The sequence below is a fragment of the Luteimonas mephitis DSM 12574 genome, assembly GCF_000422305.1.
Taxonomy (GTDB): domain Bacteria; phylum Pseudomonadota; class Gammaproteobacteria; order Xanthomonadales; family Xanthomonadaceae; genus Luteimonas; species Luteimonas mephitis.
Genome location: NZ_KE383816.1, coordinates 391281 through 407046, shown reverse-complemented (window position 1 = coordinate 407046; position 15766 = coordinate 391281). Strand labels below are relative to the sequence as shown.

The window sequence follows — 15766 nt, the reverse complement described above, 5'->3', positions numbered from 1 at the left end:
CCGGCAAGCGCGGCGGCCCTCGTTGCCGATCCGGCGGGAGGGCTGCGTTGCCTACGCCGTGCCGAGGCGCTTGATGAACCGCACCGTCCCGTCCTCGTAACCGCAGGCCTTGTAGAACGCGTGCGCGTCGGTGCGCTGCGAGCCGCTGGTCAGCTCCAGCCGCGCGGCGCCGCCGGCGCGGGCGCGACGCTCGGCTTCGCGCAGCAGTTGCCGGCCCAGGCCGCGACCCTGCGCGTCGGATGTCACCACCAGCGCGGTGATCCGGCAGGTGGTGGTGCCCAGCGGCAGGTAATACATGAAATCCAGGGCCACCAGGCCGCAGACGCGGCCTTCGCAGCGGGCGACCACCAGTGCCTGGCGGTCGTTGTCGATGATCGTGGCGATGCGCTCCGCGGCTTCCCGGATGTCGCAGGGATAGCCCAGTTCGCCCAGCAGGCCGGCGACGTCGTCGGCGTCGATCAGCGAAGCGCTGCGCAGGTCGGCGTCAGCGAGCGGGCCGCGCGGTGCGAAGTGGCTCGACATCGTGCCGTGCGACGCGCGGGCGGTGGCCCGTCAGCGCGTCCCGTACAGCACGACGGTCTTGCCACGTGCGTGCAGTTTGCCGTCGGCCTGCAGCTTCTTCAGCACCCGCCCGGCCATTTCGCGCGAGCAGCCCACGAGCCGCGCCAGCTCTTGCCGCGACACCCGCAGCTGGGTGCCGTCGGGATGGCTCATCGCCTCCGGCTCGCGGGTCAGGTCGTGCAGGGTGCGGGTGATGCGGTCGGTGACGTCGAGGAAGGCCAGGCGCCCGGCCTTGCGGCTGGTGTCGAGCAGCCTGCGCGACAGCTGTGCGCCGATCGCGTAGACGATCTGCGTCGCATCGCCGATCAGCGAGCCCTCGAACAGCTGGTACAGCCGTTCGTAACTGATCTCGGCCAGTTCGCACTGCACGCGCGTGCGCAGGATCACCTCGCGCACGTCGGACTGGATGAACAGGCCCATCTCGCCGACGAACTCGCCGGGGCCGAAATAACCCAGCACCAGTTCGCGGCCGTCGTCTTCCTCGGTGATGATGCTGACCGAGCCGCTGATGATGTAGTACAGCGTGCCGGCCGGGTCGCCGGGGCGGAACACGTCGGTGCGCGTCGGATAGCGACGGCGGTGGCAGTGGGCCAGCAGGCGCTCGATGGTGGCCGGCGAGGGTGCCAGTGGATTCGAGCTGCTTCGGTAATAGGGATTGATGAGAGCCACGGATGTCGGATTCATGGGCGGCGTCAACGGGGGAATGACCAAGAGTAGGCGGTCTCCGTTCATCCGGCAAACCGGGGTCTATACCAGCTCGGGGCGGATGGGCGCATAATTCGCCTTTCGTCCATCGAATCCGAGAGGAATGACCGCCGTGGTCAAGCCGCTGCCGCGCCTGAAGCTCCAGGGTTTCAACAACCTTACCAAGGCGCTGAGCTTCAACATCTACGACGTGTGCTACGCGGTGTCCGAGGACGAGCGCCAGCGCTACATCGAGTACATCGACGAGGAATACAACGCCGATCGGCTCACCCAGATCCTCACGGACGTGGCCGAGATCATCGGCGCCAACATCCTCAACATCGCGCGCCAGGACTACGACCCGCAGGGCGCGTCGGTGACGATCCTGATCTCCGAGCAGCCGGTGATCGACAAGGCCGACGCCAAGGGCGTGATCTCCGACGCGGTGGTCGCGCACCTGGACAAGAGCCACATCACCGTCCACACGTACCCGGAAACGCATCCGCAGGCGGGCATCGCGACCTTCCGCGCCGACATCGACGTGGCGACCTGCGGCGTGATCTCGCCGCTGAAGGCCCTGAACTACCTGATCGAGAGCTTCGAGTCGGACATCGTCATCGCCGACTACCGGGTGCGCGGCTTCACCCGCGACATCAAGGGCAAGAAGCACTACATCGACCACAAGATCAACTCGATCCAGGACTTCCTGGCCAAGAACATCAAGGCCCGCTACGAGATGTTCGACGTCAACGTCTACCAGGAGAACATCTTCCACACCAAGATGCACCTGAAGGACTTCGACCTGGACCAGTACCTGTTCGAGGAAAAGGCGCGCAACCTGTCGTTCAAGGAGCGGATGAAGATCGAGGCGCTGCTCAAGCGCGAGATCGAAGAGCTGTTCCACGGCCGCAACCTGGTCGAGTAGGGCGGCGGTTACATCGGGTTCGGGTGCGCGGTGCCAGACTGCGTGCCACGAGATCCGGCGGGACGACCCGCGCGGCGGATGCCCTCCGAAGTGATGCAGACCGACGACGGTCCGGCGCGAAAGCCCGGGCCGTTTTTCTTTGAATCGAGACAAGGGAGGCTCCGATGGCCTGGATCTACCTGGTGCTGGCCGGCGTGTTCGAGATCGGATTCGCGATCGGCCTGAAGTACACCGAGGGCTTCACCCGGCTGTGGCCGAGCCTGGTGACCGCCGCGGCCGCCGCGACCAGCCTGTGGTTGTTGACCCAGGCGCTGCGCACGATCCCGGTGGGCACCGCCTACGCGGTCTGGACCGGAATCGGCGCGATCGGCGTGGCGACGCTGGGCATCGTGCTGTTTTCCGAAAGCGCCTCGCCGGCGCGGCTGGCCTGCATCGCGCTGATCATCGCCGGGGTGGTGGGGCTGAAGCTGGTGTCGGCGAACTGATTCGAACTGCTTTGCTGGGCGCGGTTTCCGCAGAGAGTCCTGCGGGCCGGGGCTGGCGGTAATCCACCCGTAGGAGCGCCCCATGGGCGCGATGCTTTCAATGGGGCCAGCCTTGGCGAAGGCTTCGCGCCCATGGGGCGCTCCTACAGGCAAACGGTCGCCGTTACACGCGATGGGCCGCCTTATATGCGATAGGCGACGGTCTTCATGAGCTTCGACGCCGCGGCCATGATCGACGGGATCGGCTGCGGCAGGATCCGCGCACCGGCGGCCTGCGCGTTGTCGGCGTGGCGGGCCTCGTCGGCCTTCATCGTCGTCAGGATCGCGCGGCTGCGCAGGTCGGCTCCGGGCAGGGTCTGCAGGTGTTCGTCGAGGTGGGCTTCGACCTGACGTTCGGTCTCGACCACGAAGCCGAGGTTCCAGCCGTCGCCGCGCAGGCCGGCCAGGACGCCGATGGCGTAGCTGCCGGCGTACCAGACCGGATTGAACAGGCTGGGGCGGCTGTCGAGCTCGCGCAGGCGGTCGGCGCACCAGGCGAGATGGTCGGTCTCCTCCTGGGCCGCTTCCATCAGGTGGTCGCGGGTGGCCGGGTCGCGGGCGACCGCCGCCTGGCCCACGTACAGGGCCTGCGCGCAGACCTCGCCAACGTGGTTGATCCGCATCAGCCCGGCGGCGTGGCGGCGCTCGCCGTCGTCGAGTTCGACGTCGGGCGTGTCGCCGGCAGGGTTGTCGCGGGCGGCGGGCGGGTTGCCGAAGACGGTTTCCAGCGCGCGCTGGGTGTCGTCCAGGAAGCGGTCGAGGGGGTGCTGCAGGCGGGGCGTGGGCATGACGTGGTTCGGGGCCGGCGAAGGGGGCGTCCGGGCGCTGCATGGCCGGGGAGGCCGGGCGGATGCGGCCGACGGCGCCATTCTCGCCGCCGCCCGCCCGCGGCGCCAGCAATGCGCGGCCGCCCTGAGGAAGGCATGGTAGCGGCTTGCGGCTGCCGGACCTGGCCTGTATCATTTCGCCTCTTTCGTCCCGCAATGACATCGCGAGGCAAAATTCCAGCGCGCCAGCGCGCTGGAATCAGCCCGACCAACGACCGAGAGCAATATTTTCGCCATGAAGACCTTTACCGCCAAGAACGAGACCGTCCAGCGCGACTGGTACGTCGTCGACGCCGCCGGCAAGACCCTCGGTCGCCTCAGCGCCGAACTCGCGCACCGCCTGCGCGGCAAGCACAAGCCGGTCTATACCCCGCACGTCGACACCGGCGACTACATCGTCGTGATCAACGCGGAGAAGATCCACGTCACCGGCAACAAGCTGGCCGACAAGATGTACCACCGGTTCACCGGTTACATCGGCAACCTCAAGAGCGAAACCCTCGCCCAGGCGCTGCAGCGCCACCCGGAGCGCGTCATCGAAACCGCCGTCAAGGGCATGCTGCCGAAGAACCCGCTCGGCCGCGCGATGTACAAGAAGCTCAAGGTCTACAAGGGTTCCGAACACCCGCACGCCGCCCAGCAGCCGCAAGTCCTGGATATCTAACTCATGGCCATCTCTCAGAATTACGGCACCGGCCGTCGCAAGTCCTCCACCGCCCGCGTGTTCCTGCGCCGCGGCACCGGCAAGATCACCGTCAACGACCGTCCGCTCGACGAGTTCTTCGGCCGCGAGACCGCGCGCATGATCGTGCGCCAGCCGCTCGAGCTGACCTGGAACACCGAGAGCTTCGACATCCTCGTCACCGCCAGCGGCGGCGGCACCACCGGCCAGGCCGGTGCGATCCGCCTCGGCATCGCCCGCGCGCTGGTCGAGTACGACGAGACGCTCAAGGTCGAGCTGCGCAAGGCGGGCTTCATGACCCGCGACGCGCGCGAAGTCGAGCGCAAGAAGGTCGGCCTGCACAAGGCACGCCGCGCCACCCAGTTCTCGAAGCGTTAAGGACAGTCGCCGCGAAGGCCCGCTGGTTGCGCTGGCGGGTTCTCGAGGTTGGCCTGATGCCGGGACCTCGCCTGGTTCCGGCGTTACAATCCGCTCCATAGCCCCGTCGCCAAGCGGTAAGGCACCTGACTCTGACTCAGGCATTCGGAGGTTCGAATCCTTCCGGGGCTGCCAAATCCACCGGTCCTGCCGCGATTGCGCGGCCTGCACCGGCAACGCAACACACCGCAAGCCCGCCCCGAGCGGGCTTGCGCGTTTCCAAGGTTCCAGGCCGCCGACCTGCGCCGGCGATCGCATCCCGGGTTTTCGCGAGGCTGTCCCATGATCGCCATCTTTCCAGCGCCGTCCACGCCCGCCGAAGCGCTGGTGCCGGCGATGCGCGAACACGGTTACGCGGTGCTCGCCCCGGATGCGGTGGCCGCGCTGTGCGGGGTGCAACTGCCCGCGCTCGACGCGCTCAAGCGCAGCTGGGAAGACCTGCCGCTCGACCAGTACCTGCTCGACGGCGGCAGCTACCGACACCGGCGCCACGCCTGTTTCGTCGTCAATGGCGATCGCATCGCGCGCGCGCCGCATCGCGCGCACTGGCAGTCGAAGGACTACAACGCGCTGCATGGCGGGTTGCGTCGCTGGTTTGAACCGGTCAGCGATGCGGTGGCGAACAGTGAAGCGTGGTCGCGATTGCTGGAGGGGCTGACGGCGCAGGTCTCGCGGCTGTCGGACGCGCAGCCGTGGTACGTCGAGGCGCACCAGTTCCGGATCGACACCGGCGACGGCATCGGCCGGCCGACGCCGGAGGGCGCGCATCGCGACGGCGTCGATTTCGTTGCCGTGCTGATGGTCGACCGCTGCGGCATCCGCGGCGGCGAAACGCGCGTATTCGACGCCGACGGCCCGGATGGGCAGCGCTTCACCCTGGAGCAGCCGTGGTCGCTGCTGCTGCTCGACGACGCACGGGTGATCCACGAATCCACGCCGATCCAGCCCGATGGCGAGGGCGGCGGCCATCGCGACACGCTGGTCCTGACCTGGCGCGCGGGAGGTTTCCAGGGCGACGATTCGTAGGCCGGTGCCCGACGAGCGGGCCAACGCGAGGCAGGGGGCGTCCTCGGCGCCGGGGGAATCAAGGCTGTCGGGATGTAACCACGACCTACGGCGCGGTTCGCGCCGATCCGCGTTGATTCGCAACCAGCTCCCGCGCACCGCCGCCATCGCAGCTCAAATCGCCGCGGCAAAAGTTACAATTGAAACGGTTTCCCGAACCTGATCCGCGGAGTCCCGATGAAACTTGGTTCCCTGAAGGAAGGCGGCCGCGACGGCACGCTGGTCGTTGTCTCGCGCGACCTGTCGCAGGCGGTGCGCGCCACCGGTATCGCATCGACCCTGCAGCAGGCGCTGGAGGACTGGTCGAACCTTGCCCCGCGGCTGGTCGCGCTGTCCGATGCGCTCAACGGCGGGACCGCCGATGGCGCCTTCGACCTTGACGTCGCCGCGCTGGCCGCCCCGCTGCCGCGCGCCTACGAATTCGTCGACGGCAGCGCCTACCTGCCGCACGTCGAGCGCGTGCGCCGCGCGCGCGGCGCGCAGGTGCCGGAAAGTTTCTACACCGACCCGCTGATGTACCAGGCCACGAGCGCCGGTTTCCACGGACCTCGCGACACCGTCAAGGTGGTGGATGAAAGTTACGGCATCGACCTGGAGGCCGAGATCGTGGTCGTCACCGACGACGTGCCGATGGCGGTCACGCCGGAACAGGCCGCGGCGCACATCCAGCTGGTCGGGCTGGTCAACGACGTCTCGCTGCGCAACCTGATCCCCGGCGAACTGGCCAAGGGCTTCGGCTTCCTGCAGTCCAAGCCGCGCTCGACGCTGTCGCCGGTGTTCGTCACCCCCGATGAGCTGGGCGACGCGTGGCGCGGGAACAAGCTGCACCTGCCGATGCTGACCCACGTCAATGGCGAGTGGTTTGGCGCCCCCGAAGCCGGCGTGGACATGCAGTTCGACTTCTCGCAGCTGGTCGCGCACGTGGCGAAGACGCGCCCGCTGGTCGCTGGCACCATCGTCGGCTCCGGCACCATCGCCAACGAGGACACCAGCCTCGGCGCGTCGTGCTTCGCCGAGAAGCGCACGGTCGAAACCCTGGAACAGGGCAAGCCGGTGACGCCCTTCATGTCGTTCGGCGACACGGTGCGCATCGAGATGCTCGATCGCGAGGGTCGCTCGATCTTCGGTGCCATCGAACAGCGCATCGAACGCCAGCCGGCACCGGACGCCTGAAGCGGAAGCCTTGAACCAGCGCTTGGCGGCCGAATGGGCCGCCTGCCGCGACGGGCGGTCTTCCGGCAGCGCGGCGTGCAGGCTAAGGTGTCCTTTTCCGCGCCGATGCGCGGGCATACCGGGGGGAATGACGCGATGACGCCAGATCGGCTGTGCCTGCATTCGTACTGGCGTTCGAGTGCGGCGTATCGCGTGCGCATCGGCCTGAACCTCAAGGGCCTGCCCTACGACATCGCACCGGTGCACCTGGTGCGCGACGGCGGCGAGCAGCATCGGCCGGAATACGCGCAGATCAATCCGCAGCAACTGGTGCCGGTGCTGCAGCATGGCCAGCGCATGCTGCGGCAGTCGCTGGCGATTCTCGAATACCTCGATGAAATGTGGCCGGCGCCGGCGCTGCTGCCGGCCACCGCGCGCGACCGCGCGCGGGTGCGCGCGCTGGCGCAACTTATCGCCTGCGACATCCACCCGCTCAACAACCTTCGCGTGATGCAGTACCTGGAGCGCGACTGGGGCGTGCCGCAGCCCGAGCGCGACGTGTGGACGCGGCACTGGATGCAGGAAGGATTCGCGGCGTTCGAGGCGCTGCTACAGCACCATCCCTCCACGGGCGAGTTCTGCGACGGCGTTGCCCCGGGGATTGCCGACTGCTGCCTGATCCCGCAGGTCTACAACGCGCGCCGTTTTGGCGTCGACCTCTCGCCGTATCCCACGATCGTGCGCATCGAACAGGCCTGCCTGGCGCTGCCTGCGTTCGATGCCGCTCGCCCGGAACGCCAGCCGGACGCGCCATAGGGCGGTCGTCCCCGATGCCATGCGCTGCAGGATTGCAGCAGCGCGTCGAAGCAGTCCCCGTATGGCACGAGCGCTCCTCCTTGGCTTGCGGAGGAAGATGAGCCGCGGGTCGTCTCCCAACTGGGGCGGAGGCGCTGTACCTGCCGGAGTGCAGTGCGCGGATGCGAGTGCCCTTGTTACGAATGTTCAGGCGCCAAGCCGTCGCCTGCGCTTTCGCACCCAAGGGCTCTGCCCCTGCGTTCCGACCTGCACGGTGGCTGCCCGGGCGCGAGGCAAAAGCCCGCCTTGTCGGCAGGCCTGCGATCGAATCACCGCACCGGGCCGCCATGTCGCGGCGAAGACGCATGCCGGGCGACGGCAGCCCGGGTGCTCGGGCGATCAGGCAAGAATTCCTTCCCGGGACCGGAGAAGAACCAGAAGGAAGGACGCCGGTCTTCGTCCGCCGTCCTCTTCAGCTGACCGGACGCCTCGCGAAAAGCGATGGGCCGGCCCCCGCCCTACGCGGAGGCTCCGCCTTCGAACACGTCGGCATACGGGTCGTGCTCGCCGCTGCCGCCCTCGGAGAAGCGGAACTTCAATGCCAGCCCGTCGCGCGAGTCGGCGGCGCGCAGCGCGGTTTCGCGCTCGATCCTGCCTTCCTTGTAGAGCCGGAACAGGCACTGGTCGAACGACTCCATGCCCTCTTCGAGCGACTCTTCCATCGCCTGCTTGATCTCGTGCACGTGGCCGCGGCGCAGCAGGTCGCGGATCACCGGGGTGTTGATCATCACCTCGGTGGCCGGCATGCGGCGGCCGTCGGTGCCCACCACCAGCCGCTGCGACACCACCGCGCGCAGGTTGAGCGCGAGATTCATCAGCACGTTCTTGTGCGCGGCCTCGGGGAAGAAGTTGAGGATGCGCTCGATGGTCTGGTCGGCGTTGTTGGAGTGCAGCGTGGCCAGGCAGATGTGGCCCGTCTCGGCGAACGCGATCGCCGCCTCCATCGTGGTCGCGTCGAGGATCTCGCCGATCAGGATCACGTCCGGCGCCTCGCGCATCGCGTTCTTCAGCGCGTTGTGGAAGGCGTGGGTGTCGAGGCCGACCTCGCGCTGGTTGACGATCGATTTCTTGTGCCGGTGCAGGTACTCGATCGGGTCCTCGATGGTGAGGATGTGGCCCGAGGTGCTGGAGTTGCGGTAGTCGATCATCGAGGCCAGCGTGGTCGACTTGCCCGAGCCGGTGGAGCCGACGATCAGCACCAGCCCGCGCGGGGCCATGATGATCTCCTTCAACACCTGCGGCAGCTGCAGCTCCTCGATGCTGGGGATGGTGCTGCGGATCGAGCGGATCACCATGCCAACCTCGCCGCGCTGCTTGAACACGTTGACGCGGAAGCGCCCCGAGTCCTGCAGCGACAGCGCCATGTTCAACTCCAGGTCGCGTTCGAACTGCGGCACCTGGCCCTCGTCCATCAGCGAGTAGGCGATCTTCTTGACCATGCCGGTGGGCAGGCCGGTGTTGCCGAGCGGGTAGAGCTTGCCCTCGACCTTGATGTACACGGGCGCGCCGGTCGTCAGGAACATGTCCGACGCGTTCTTTTCCGTCATCAGCTTCAGGAAATAGCCGATGTCCATGAGCGAACCCCCACTGCCGGGAGAGGAATCGTTGCGATTCCGCCGGATGCTGATGACAATGGCCGCGGATCCCCGGGAGCGCGACCCCCCAATGGCCACAAGCTTCGCACAAATCAGATCGGCCCTGCAGGTGTCGATGTTCGCAATCGTGCTGGCGCTCACGGCCTGCGCGAGCCTGCCGCCCCCGACCGCCGAGCTGGCCACCGCCCAGCAGGCAGTGACCCGTGCCGGCGATGCCGACGCGGACCAGTACGCAGCCGACGAGATTTCCCAGGCGCGCCGCGCGCTGGGACTCGCCCAGGCCGCCATGGCGCAGGGGCAGCAGGACGACGCGCGCCAGCTGGCGGTGCAGGCCGCCGCCGTTGCCGACCTGGCCCATGCGCGCAGCCGCAAGGCCGTCGCCGATACCGAACTGGCGCAGCGCCGCGCCGAGATCAGCCAGCTCAAGGACCGCCTGGGCATGGAGGACGGACAATGAGGCTCCTGATCGGACTGGCCGCGCTGCTGCTCGCCGCGCCGCTCGCGCATGCGGCCGACAACCCGGATGTCCTGCGCCTGTCGCAGCGCCTGCAGGCGCTGGATGCCGACCCGGGCACGACCGGCGTGGCCGCGTACGAACGACTGCAGGCCAGGCAGGCCGTGCAGGTGCTGGGCGAAGCAAACAAGGCGCGCCGTCCCGTCGCGCTCAAGGTGGCCCAGGCAAGGGTGGAAACCGCCGAAGTCGCCGCACAGACTGCGGTGGTCCAGCGCGAAATCGACCGCCTCGATCGCGAGCGCAGCGAACTGCTGGTCGAAGCCAGCCGTCGCGACGCCGCCCGCGCCCGCCAGGAGGCCGAACGCCTGCGCATCCAGGCCCAGATCCAGGCCGAAGAGGCCGCGCGCCTGCGCGAGCAGGCCGACGCCGACGCCACCGCGCGGGCCGACGCCGAAGGGGCGCTCGACAGCGTCGCCAGCGGACAGGCGGCGAAGCTGCGCGCGGCGCGCCAGCGCGCTGCCGAACTGGCCCGGCAGGAGGCCGAGCTGATGGGGGAGGCGCCGCCGAAGCCGGCGCCAAAGGGAAGCGGCAAGCCCTAAGTCCCGGTTTGTCGGAGCCTGGTAAATATTCGTTAAAATTCAGTTGCTTGCGCGCAAGCGGGATACTTCCGAGCGCGATCCGGTGCGCAGTTTCCGGCATTGAACCCAGGGTCGGCCCCAGGGGAATCAGATGTTTGCGCCATACGCTTGCCGCCCCCGGATTCGGGGAGTAGGGTCGAGTACCCAAGGGGCCGATCACTCCGATCAAGGCCGCTTGGCTGACCCAGAGCCGCGACGAAATGATCCAGCCGCACCATCCAGGGGAACCCGACGCCGGAAGTGGTCTCCGGCCCGGTGCCCCAAAGAAGGTGCCCGCGCCTTTCGCCCTGCTCGATGATCCCCGGAACGCCCCGTGCCAGAAGCCCGGGGCGTTCGTTTTTCGTGCTGAAGGAGGCTTCCATGTTTGAAGGGCAACCGCAATCCGAACTCGACGCTCTGTTCAAGGCGAATCCGGAATTCCGCCAGCTCTATCACCACCACAAGGAACTCGACAAGAAGGTCCTCGACGCCGAACTCGGCGTGCTTCCCATGGATGACAGCACCTTGTTGCAGATGAAGCGGGAGAAGCTGGCCGCCAAGGATCGCCTTTCGCGCCTGTTCGAGTCCCTGCAGAACTGACGTAGACACGCCTCATTCGCGGGCGGCGGCGGCCATCCTCGTCGGTCGTCGTCGTCCGCGAGCTCCCGGGCCTTCCGGCCACCGGCCCTGACAGGTCCCGGGACGATGCAATAATCGCGCTCCGTGCCTTTTCCGCGAGCGCAACATGTCGATCCACGCTTCCGTCCTCGAACTCATCGCCGACACGCCCATCGTCAAGGCCCAGCGCCTGAACACCGGCGTGTGCGAGCTGTACCTGAAGCTCGAGAACCAGAACCCCGGCGGTTCGATCAAGGACCGCATCGGCATGAGCATGATCGAGGCCGCCGAGAAGCGCGGCGACATCAAGCCCGGCGACACGCTGGTGGAGGGCACGGCGGGCAACACCGGCATCGGCTTGGCGCTGGTGGCGCAGCAGAAGGGCTACCGGCTGATCCTCGTGGTGCCGGACAAGATGAGCCGCGAGAAGATCTTCAACCTCAAGGCGATGGGCGCCGAGGTGGTACTGACCCGCTCGGACGTCGCCAAGGGCCATCCGGACTACTACCAGGACCTGGCCGAGCGCATCGCGCGCGAAACCCCCGGCGCCTATTTCATCAACCAGTTCGGCAATCCCGACAACCCGGCTGCGCACGAGCACGGCACTGGCCCGGAAATCCTGCGGCAGATGGCGGAAGTTGGCGGCGTGGACGCGGTGGTGTTCGGTTGCGGCAGTTCCGGCACCATGACCGGGCTGTCGCGCTGCTTCGCGCAGCACGCGCCAGGCGTGGAGATGATCCTTGCCGACCCGGTCGGCTCGATCCTGGCCGAATACATCAACGAGGGCACGCTGAGCGACAAGTCCGCGAGCTGGATGGTGGAGGGCATCGGCGAGGACTTCCTGCCGACGATCTCGGATTTCTCGCGGGTGAAAAAGGCTTACGCGATCAGCGACAAGGAGAGCTTCCTCGCCGCCCGCGAACTGCTGCAGGCCGAGGGCATCCTCGGCGGTTCCTCCACCGGCACCCTGCTGGCCGCGGCGCTCAAGTACTGCCGCGAGCAGGCGACGCCGAAGAAGGTGCTGCTGTTCGTCTGCGACACCGGCAACAAGTACCTGTCGAAGCTCTACAACGACTACTGGATGCTCGACAACGGCTTCCTCGAGCGCCAGCCCACTGGCGACCTGCGCGACCTGATCCTGCGCCCGTACTCGCAGCGCGACACCGTGGTGGTCGGCCCGGGCGACCTGCTGGTCACCGCCTACCAGCGGATGAAGCTGTACGAGATCTCGCAGCTGCCGGTGATGGACGGCGACCGCATCGTCGGCATCCTCGACGAATCCGACGTGCTGCTGCACGTCTACGGCGACGAGGCCCGGTTCCGCGACACCGTGGGCACCGCGATGGTCAGCAAGCTGGAAGTCATCGACGTGAAATCGCCGATCGAGGCCCTGCTGCCCGTGTTCGACCGCGGCCAGGTGGCGATCGTGATGGATGGCGACCGTTTCCTTGGCCTGATCACCCGGATCGACCTGCTGAACTACCTGCGCCGGCGCGTTCAGTAAGCCGGGCCGGCGGGCCCGCCGCAGGGGGAGGGCCTGCCCCTGCCGATGCTAGAATGACCGGCTGCATCGGCTGAACTGGCGGCTTTCATGAACAACGAACACGGCGCGGCCCCGGCCGGCTCACCCGACTGGGGCCTGGGTACCAAGGCCATCCACGCCGGACAGGCGCCGGACCCGAGCACCGGCGCGGTGATGCCGCCAATCTACGCCACTTCCACCTACGCCCAGTCCAGTCCGGGCGTGCACCAGGGCTTCGAGTACTCGCGCACCCACAACCCCACCCGCTTCGCCTATGAGCGCTGCGTGGCCGGGCTGGAAGGCGGCAGCCGCGGCTTCGCCTTCGCCTCGGGCATGGCTGCGACCGCGACCGCGCTGGAACTGCTCGACAGCGGCGACCACGTCATTGCCATGGACGACCTCTACGGCGGCACCTACCGCCTGTTCGAGCGCGTGCGCCGGCGCAGCGCCGGCCTGGACTTCAGTTTCGTCGACCTGACCGACCCGGCGGCGTTCGAGGCCGCGATCGGCCCGAAGACGAAGCTGGTCTGGGTGGAAACCCCGACCAACCCGTTGCTCAAGATCGTCGACCTCAAGGCGATCTCCGCGATCGCCAGGAAGCACGGCGTGCTGATGGTGGCCGACAACACCTTCGCCTCGCCGATCCTGCAGCGCCCGCTGGAACACGGCGCCGACATCGTCATGCATTCGGCCACCAAGTACATCAACGGCCATTCCGACATGGTCGGCGGCATGCTGGTGGTCGGCGACAACGCCGAGCTGGCCGAGAAGCTTGCGTTCCTGCAGAACTCGGCCGGCGCGGTGCAGGGGCCGTTCGACAGCTTCCTGGCGCTGCGCGGCCTGAAGACCCTGCACCTGCGGATGAAGGCGCACTGCGAGAACACGCAGGCGCTGGCGGAGTACCTGGCATCGCATCCGGCCGTCGCGGACGTGATCTACCCGGGCCTGGCCTCGCACCCCCACCACGCGCTGGCCAAGCGGCAGATGGACGGCTTCGGCGGCATGCTGTCGATCCGCCTGAAGGGCGGTTTCGAGGCTGCCAGGCGCTTCTGCGAGCGCACCGAACTGTTCACCCTGGCCGAATCGCTGGGCGGCGTCGAAAGCCTGGTCAACCACCCGGCGGTGATGACCCACGCCAGCGTGCCGGTCGAAAACCGCGCGCGACTGGGGATCGGCGACGAACTGGTGCGGTTGAGCGTGGGGGTGGAGTCGCTGGACGACCTGCGCGCTGACCTGGATGCCGCGCTGTCGTGAGCGGGGCCGCGTTGGATGCGCCGACCAGGGCAAGCACGCGTGCGAATGCTGCTCCCGGTGCATTCTGGCGCGAACTGCGGGAAAGTTTCCGATACCCCGAATTCTGGGCGCTGTCGAGCTGGCTCGACATCATCGTGCGTGCGCGCAAGTCGCGTTTCGGCATCGTCTGGCTGCTTGCGCCTTCCATCGTCTACGTTTTTGGCCTTGGAACATTCTTTCGCGGCATGCAGTCCGATGCGGATTCGGGGGATTTTTTCGTCCACGTCGCGCTTGGTGCAATGATCTTCCGTACGTTGATGTCCTCGGTGATCGGCAGCGCGAATGTTTTCCATAGCAGCGTCTCGTTCATCATGGACGGGCACATGCGATTGACGGATTACCTGCTGCAGTCGCTGGCGAAGTCGTTCTTTGACATGTGCATGTACCTGCCGGTGGTCGCCGTTGCGCTGATTCTCTTCGGCGACATATCGCTCCAGGGGCTGCTTGTGTCGATCCCGGTGATGGTGCTGATCTACATCAATGCGCTGTGGATCGCCGCCATTTTTGCGCTGGCGGGGGCGAGATTCCCTGATTTCGGCCAGTTGCTCAACACGGTCTCGATTTTCCTGTTCCTGCTGACGCCGATCATCTGGTACCCGGAAATGATGCCGGCCGGCAGCATGCGCGCGCAGCTGATGCGGTTCAATCCGTTCTATCATTTCGTCGAAATTTTCCGGTCACCGATCATGGGGCAACCGGTCGAGATGACTTCGATCTGGTATGTAGGTGTCATGACCGTGGTCGGGTTGGCCGTGGCGACGGTGGCATACCGCCGCTACGCCCGCTACGTGCCCTTGTGGATCTGACGATGACCGCACACGTACTGGTCGACGGTCTCAGCCTGGATGTCCCCGCGTTCCTCCAACGCGAGCGGACTTCATCGGGCTGGGGTGGACTGTTCTTCGGCGCGGCATTCGATCCACCCAAGCGCCAGTTGCTTCGTCTGCTCGACAACATCAGCTTCGAACTCCGGGAGGGAGATCGGCTGGCCATCCTCGGACGCAATGGCGCCGGCAAGTCCACCCTGCTGCGCGTGCTGAACCGGGTCTACCAGCCCAGTGAAGGCCGGCTGGTGGTCGATGGAAGCTGCCAGGCGCTGCTGAACATCTCGCTAGGCTTCAACGGCGAAGCGACGGTGCGGGAGAACGTCTACCTGCGAGGTATCGCGATGGGGCTCAGCGCGGCATTCCTCAGAGGCCAGATCGACCAGATCCTCGAGTTCTCCGGGTTGCGTGAAAAGGTCAACCATCGCCTACGCACGCTGTCGTCCGGGCAGAAGATGCGCTTGGGATTTGCGATCTCCACGTCCGTGCAGCACGACATCATCATGATGGACGAATGGGTCGGTGCGGGCGATGCCGATTTCATGCGCAAGGCCAAGGAGCGGATGCAGAGCCGCGTGGGCGGCAGCAAGATCGTCGTGCTGGCCAGCCACAGCACCGGTTTGCTGCGCGACATCTGCAACCGCGGCATCGTCCTGGAGCGCGGCCGGCTCATGTTCTCCGGGGATATCACAGCGTCGCTCAAGTACTATCACGAGCTGCTGGCCAAGCTGCGCTCTGACGGGGAAGCGTCGCTGGATATGCCCGAATCGCGCGGGGCGCAGATCTTCGGTGCCGTCGAGGCGATTGCCGTGGAGCGTGATGCGTGCGTGATCCGTGGATGGTTTGTTGATACCGAAGGAGCGGTTCCTTCAGGCTTGGCGCTGCAGCTGAATGGGCAGCGGCACGCGGCATCGACGATCGAACGGATCCGGCGCCCGGACGTGAAGCGCCATTTCGGCTTGAGCAATGACGAGTGCGGATTCCTGGCGACCGTCCCGCTGCCGGCCAGCTTCATCACCGTGGCTGAACTCGGTGCTGCGGAGGCCCGCATTCTCGCTGGCGCAACCGCCGAGTACACCCACACACCGCTGCGGATCGCGGCTTCCGTGGCCAACCAGCTCAAGCCAGCCTCGTAGAGTATTTCACCGCCG

The 15766-nt window shown here is 67.0% G+C and carries 18 protein-coding genes and 1 tRNA gene; 15 read left to right on the top strand and 4 right to left on the bottom strand.

Annotated elements, in window-relative coordinates:
* Window positions 1-51: 51 nt before the first annotated feature.
* Both H570_RS0111850 and crp read right to left on the bottom strand, forming a co-directional pair.
* Entirely contained in the window at window positions 52-522 is a 471-nt protein-coding gene (locus H570_RS0111850; protein WP_051176346.1) for a GNAT family N-acetyltransferase, read from the bottom strand.
* Between the two features lie 30 nt (window positions 523-552).
* Complete coding sequence (gene crp / locus H570_RS0111845) at window positions 553-1245, bottom strand: cAMP-activated global transcriptional regulator CRP (protein WP_027080922.1); 693 nt, start codon at window positions 1243-1245, stop codon at window positions 553-555.
* A gap of 133 nt (window positions 1246-1378) precedes the next feature.
* Here crp and speD point away from each other — a divergent pair, with 133 nt between their 5' ends.
* Together speD and sugE are read left to right on the top strand one after the other, a co-directional pair.
* A complete protein-coding gene (gene speD, locus H570_RS0111840; protein ID WP_027080921.1) occupies window positions 1379-2170 on the top strand; it encodes an adenosylmethionine decarboxylase in 792 nt (263 codons plus the stop codon).
* Between the two features lie 164 nt (window positions 2171-2334).
* Window positions 2335-2655: a quaternary ammonium compound efflux SMR transporter SugE gene (gene sugE, locus H570_RS0111835; protein ID WP_027080920.1), complete on the top strand. Its 321-nt coding sequence runs from the start codon at window positions 2335-2337 to the stop codon at window positions 2653-2655.
* A gap of 182 nt (window positions 2656-2837) precedes the next feature.
* Here the strand turns inward: sugE and coq7 are convergent, their stop codons facing one another.
* Window positions 2838-3482 (bottom strand): 2-polyprenyl-3-methyl-6-methoxy-1,4-benzoquinone monooxygenase, encoded by a 645-nt coding sequence (gene coq7, locus H570_RS0111830; protein ID WP_027080919.1) that lies wholly within the window; start codon window positions 3480-3482, stop codon window positions 2838-2840.
* A 274-nt stretch (window positions 3483-3756) separates the two neighbouring features.
* Here coq7 and rplM point away from each other — a divergent pair, with 274 nt between their 5' ends.
* The 6 genes from rplM (at window position 3757) to maiA (ending at window position 7653) form a co-directional block, all read left to right on the top strand.
* Window positions 3757-4185, top strand: coding sequence for a 50S ribosomal protein L13 (rplM, locus tag H570_RS0111825; protein WP_027080918.1), 429 nt, complete (start codon window positions 3757-3759; stop codon window positions 4183-4185).
* Window positions 4186-4188: 3 nt separating this feature from the next.
* Window positions 4189-4581, top strand: coding sequence for a 30S ribosomal protein S9 (gene rpsI / locus H570_RS0111820; RefSeq protein WP_027080917.1), 393 nt, complete (start codon window positions 4189-4191; stop codon window positions 4579-4581).
* Window positions 4582-4680: 99 nt separating this feature from the next.
* Window positions 4681-4755, top strand: a tRNA-Gln gene (locus tag H570_RS0111815).
* A 147-nt stretch (window positions 4756-4902) separates the two neighbouring features.
* Window positions 4903-5646, top strand: coding sequence for a 2OG-Fe dioxygenase family protein (locus H570_RS0111810; RefSeq protein WP_051176345.1), 744 nt, complete (start codon window positions 4903-4905; stop codon window positions 5644-5646).
* A gap of 216 nt (window positions 5647-5862) precedes the next feature.
* Window positions 5863-6858 (top strand): fumarylacetoacetate hydrolase family protein, encoded by a 996-nt coding sequence (locus H570_RS0111805; RefSeq protein ID WP_027080915.1) that lies wholly within the window; start codon window positions 5863-5865, stop codon window positions 6856-6858.
* A gap of 135 nt (window positions 6859-6993) precedes the next feature.
* Window positions 6994-7653: a maleylacetoacetate isomerase gene (gene maiA, locus H570_RS0111800; protein ID WP_027080914.1), complete on the top strand. Its 660-nt coding sequence runs from the start codon at window positions 6994-6996 to the stop codon at window positions 7651-7653.
* Window positions 7654-8150: 497 nt separating this feature from the next.
* Here maiA and H570_RS0111795 read toward each other — a convergent pair whose 3' ends face one another.
* Window positions 8151-9266, bottom strand: a complete 1116-nt coding sequence (locus H570_RS0111795; RefSeq protein WP_027080913.1) for a PilT/PilU family type 4a pilus ATPase — start codon at window positions 9264-9266, stop codon at window positions 8151-8153.
* 136 nt (window positions 9267-9402) lie between these two features.
* On the opposite strand from H570_RS0111795, the gene H570_RS0111790 reads away from it, so the two are divergent.
* From H570_RS0111790 to H570_RS18285, 7 genes are all read left to right on the top strand, one after another.
* Window positions 9403-9744: a DUF4398 domain-containing protein gene (locus H570_RS0111790; RefSeq protein WP_051176414.1), complete on the top strand. Its 342-nt coding sequence runs from the start codon at window positions 9403-9405 to the stop codon at window positions 9742-9744.
* Window positions 9741-10340, top strand: a complete 600-nt coding sequence (locus H570_RS17420) for a hypothetical protein (RefSeq protein ID WP_051176344.1) — start codon at window positions 9741-9743, stop codon at window positions 10338-10340. The genes H570_RS0111790 and H570_RS17420 overlap by 4 nt, the downstream gene beginning before the upstream one ends.
* A gap of 399 nt (window positions 10341-10739) precedes the next feature.
* Window positions 10740-10958: an HP1242/YdcH family protein gene (locus H570_RS0111780; RefSeq protein ID WP_027080911.1), complete on the top strand. Its 219-nt coding sequence runs from the start codon at window positions 10740-10742 to the stop codon at window positions 10956-10958.
* A gap of 145 nt (window positions 10959-11103) precedes the next feature.
* Window positions 11104-12480, top strand: coding sequence for a pyridoxal-phosphate dependent enzyme (locus tag H570_RS0111775; protein WP_027080910.1), 1377 nt, complete (start codon window positions 11104-11106; stop codon window positions 12478-12480).
* Between the two features lie 87 nt (window positions 12481-12567).
* Entirely contained in the window at window positions 12568-13752 is a 1185-nt protein-coding gene (locus H570_RS0111770) for a cystathionine gamma-synthase (protein WP_027080909.1), read from the top strand.
* Complete coding sequence (locus H570_RS0111765) at window positions 13749-14597, top strand: ABC transporter permease (RefSeq protein WP_084500150.1); 849 nt, start codon at window positions 13749-13751, stop codon at window positions 14595-14597. Before H570_RS0111770 ends, H570_RS0111765 begins: the two co-directional genes overlap by 4 nt.
* Before the next feature lie 2 nt (window positions 14598-14599).
* Window positions 14600-15751, top strand: a complete 1152-nt coding sequence (locus H570_RS18285) for an ABC transporter ATP-binding protein (RefSeq protein WP_051176343.1) — start codon at window positions 14600-14602, stop codon at window positions 15749-15751.
* The last annotated feature ends 15 nt before the right edge of the window (window positions 15752-15766 follow it).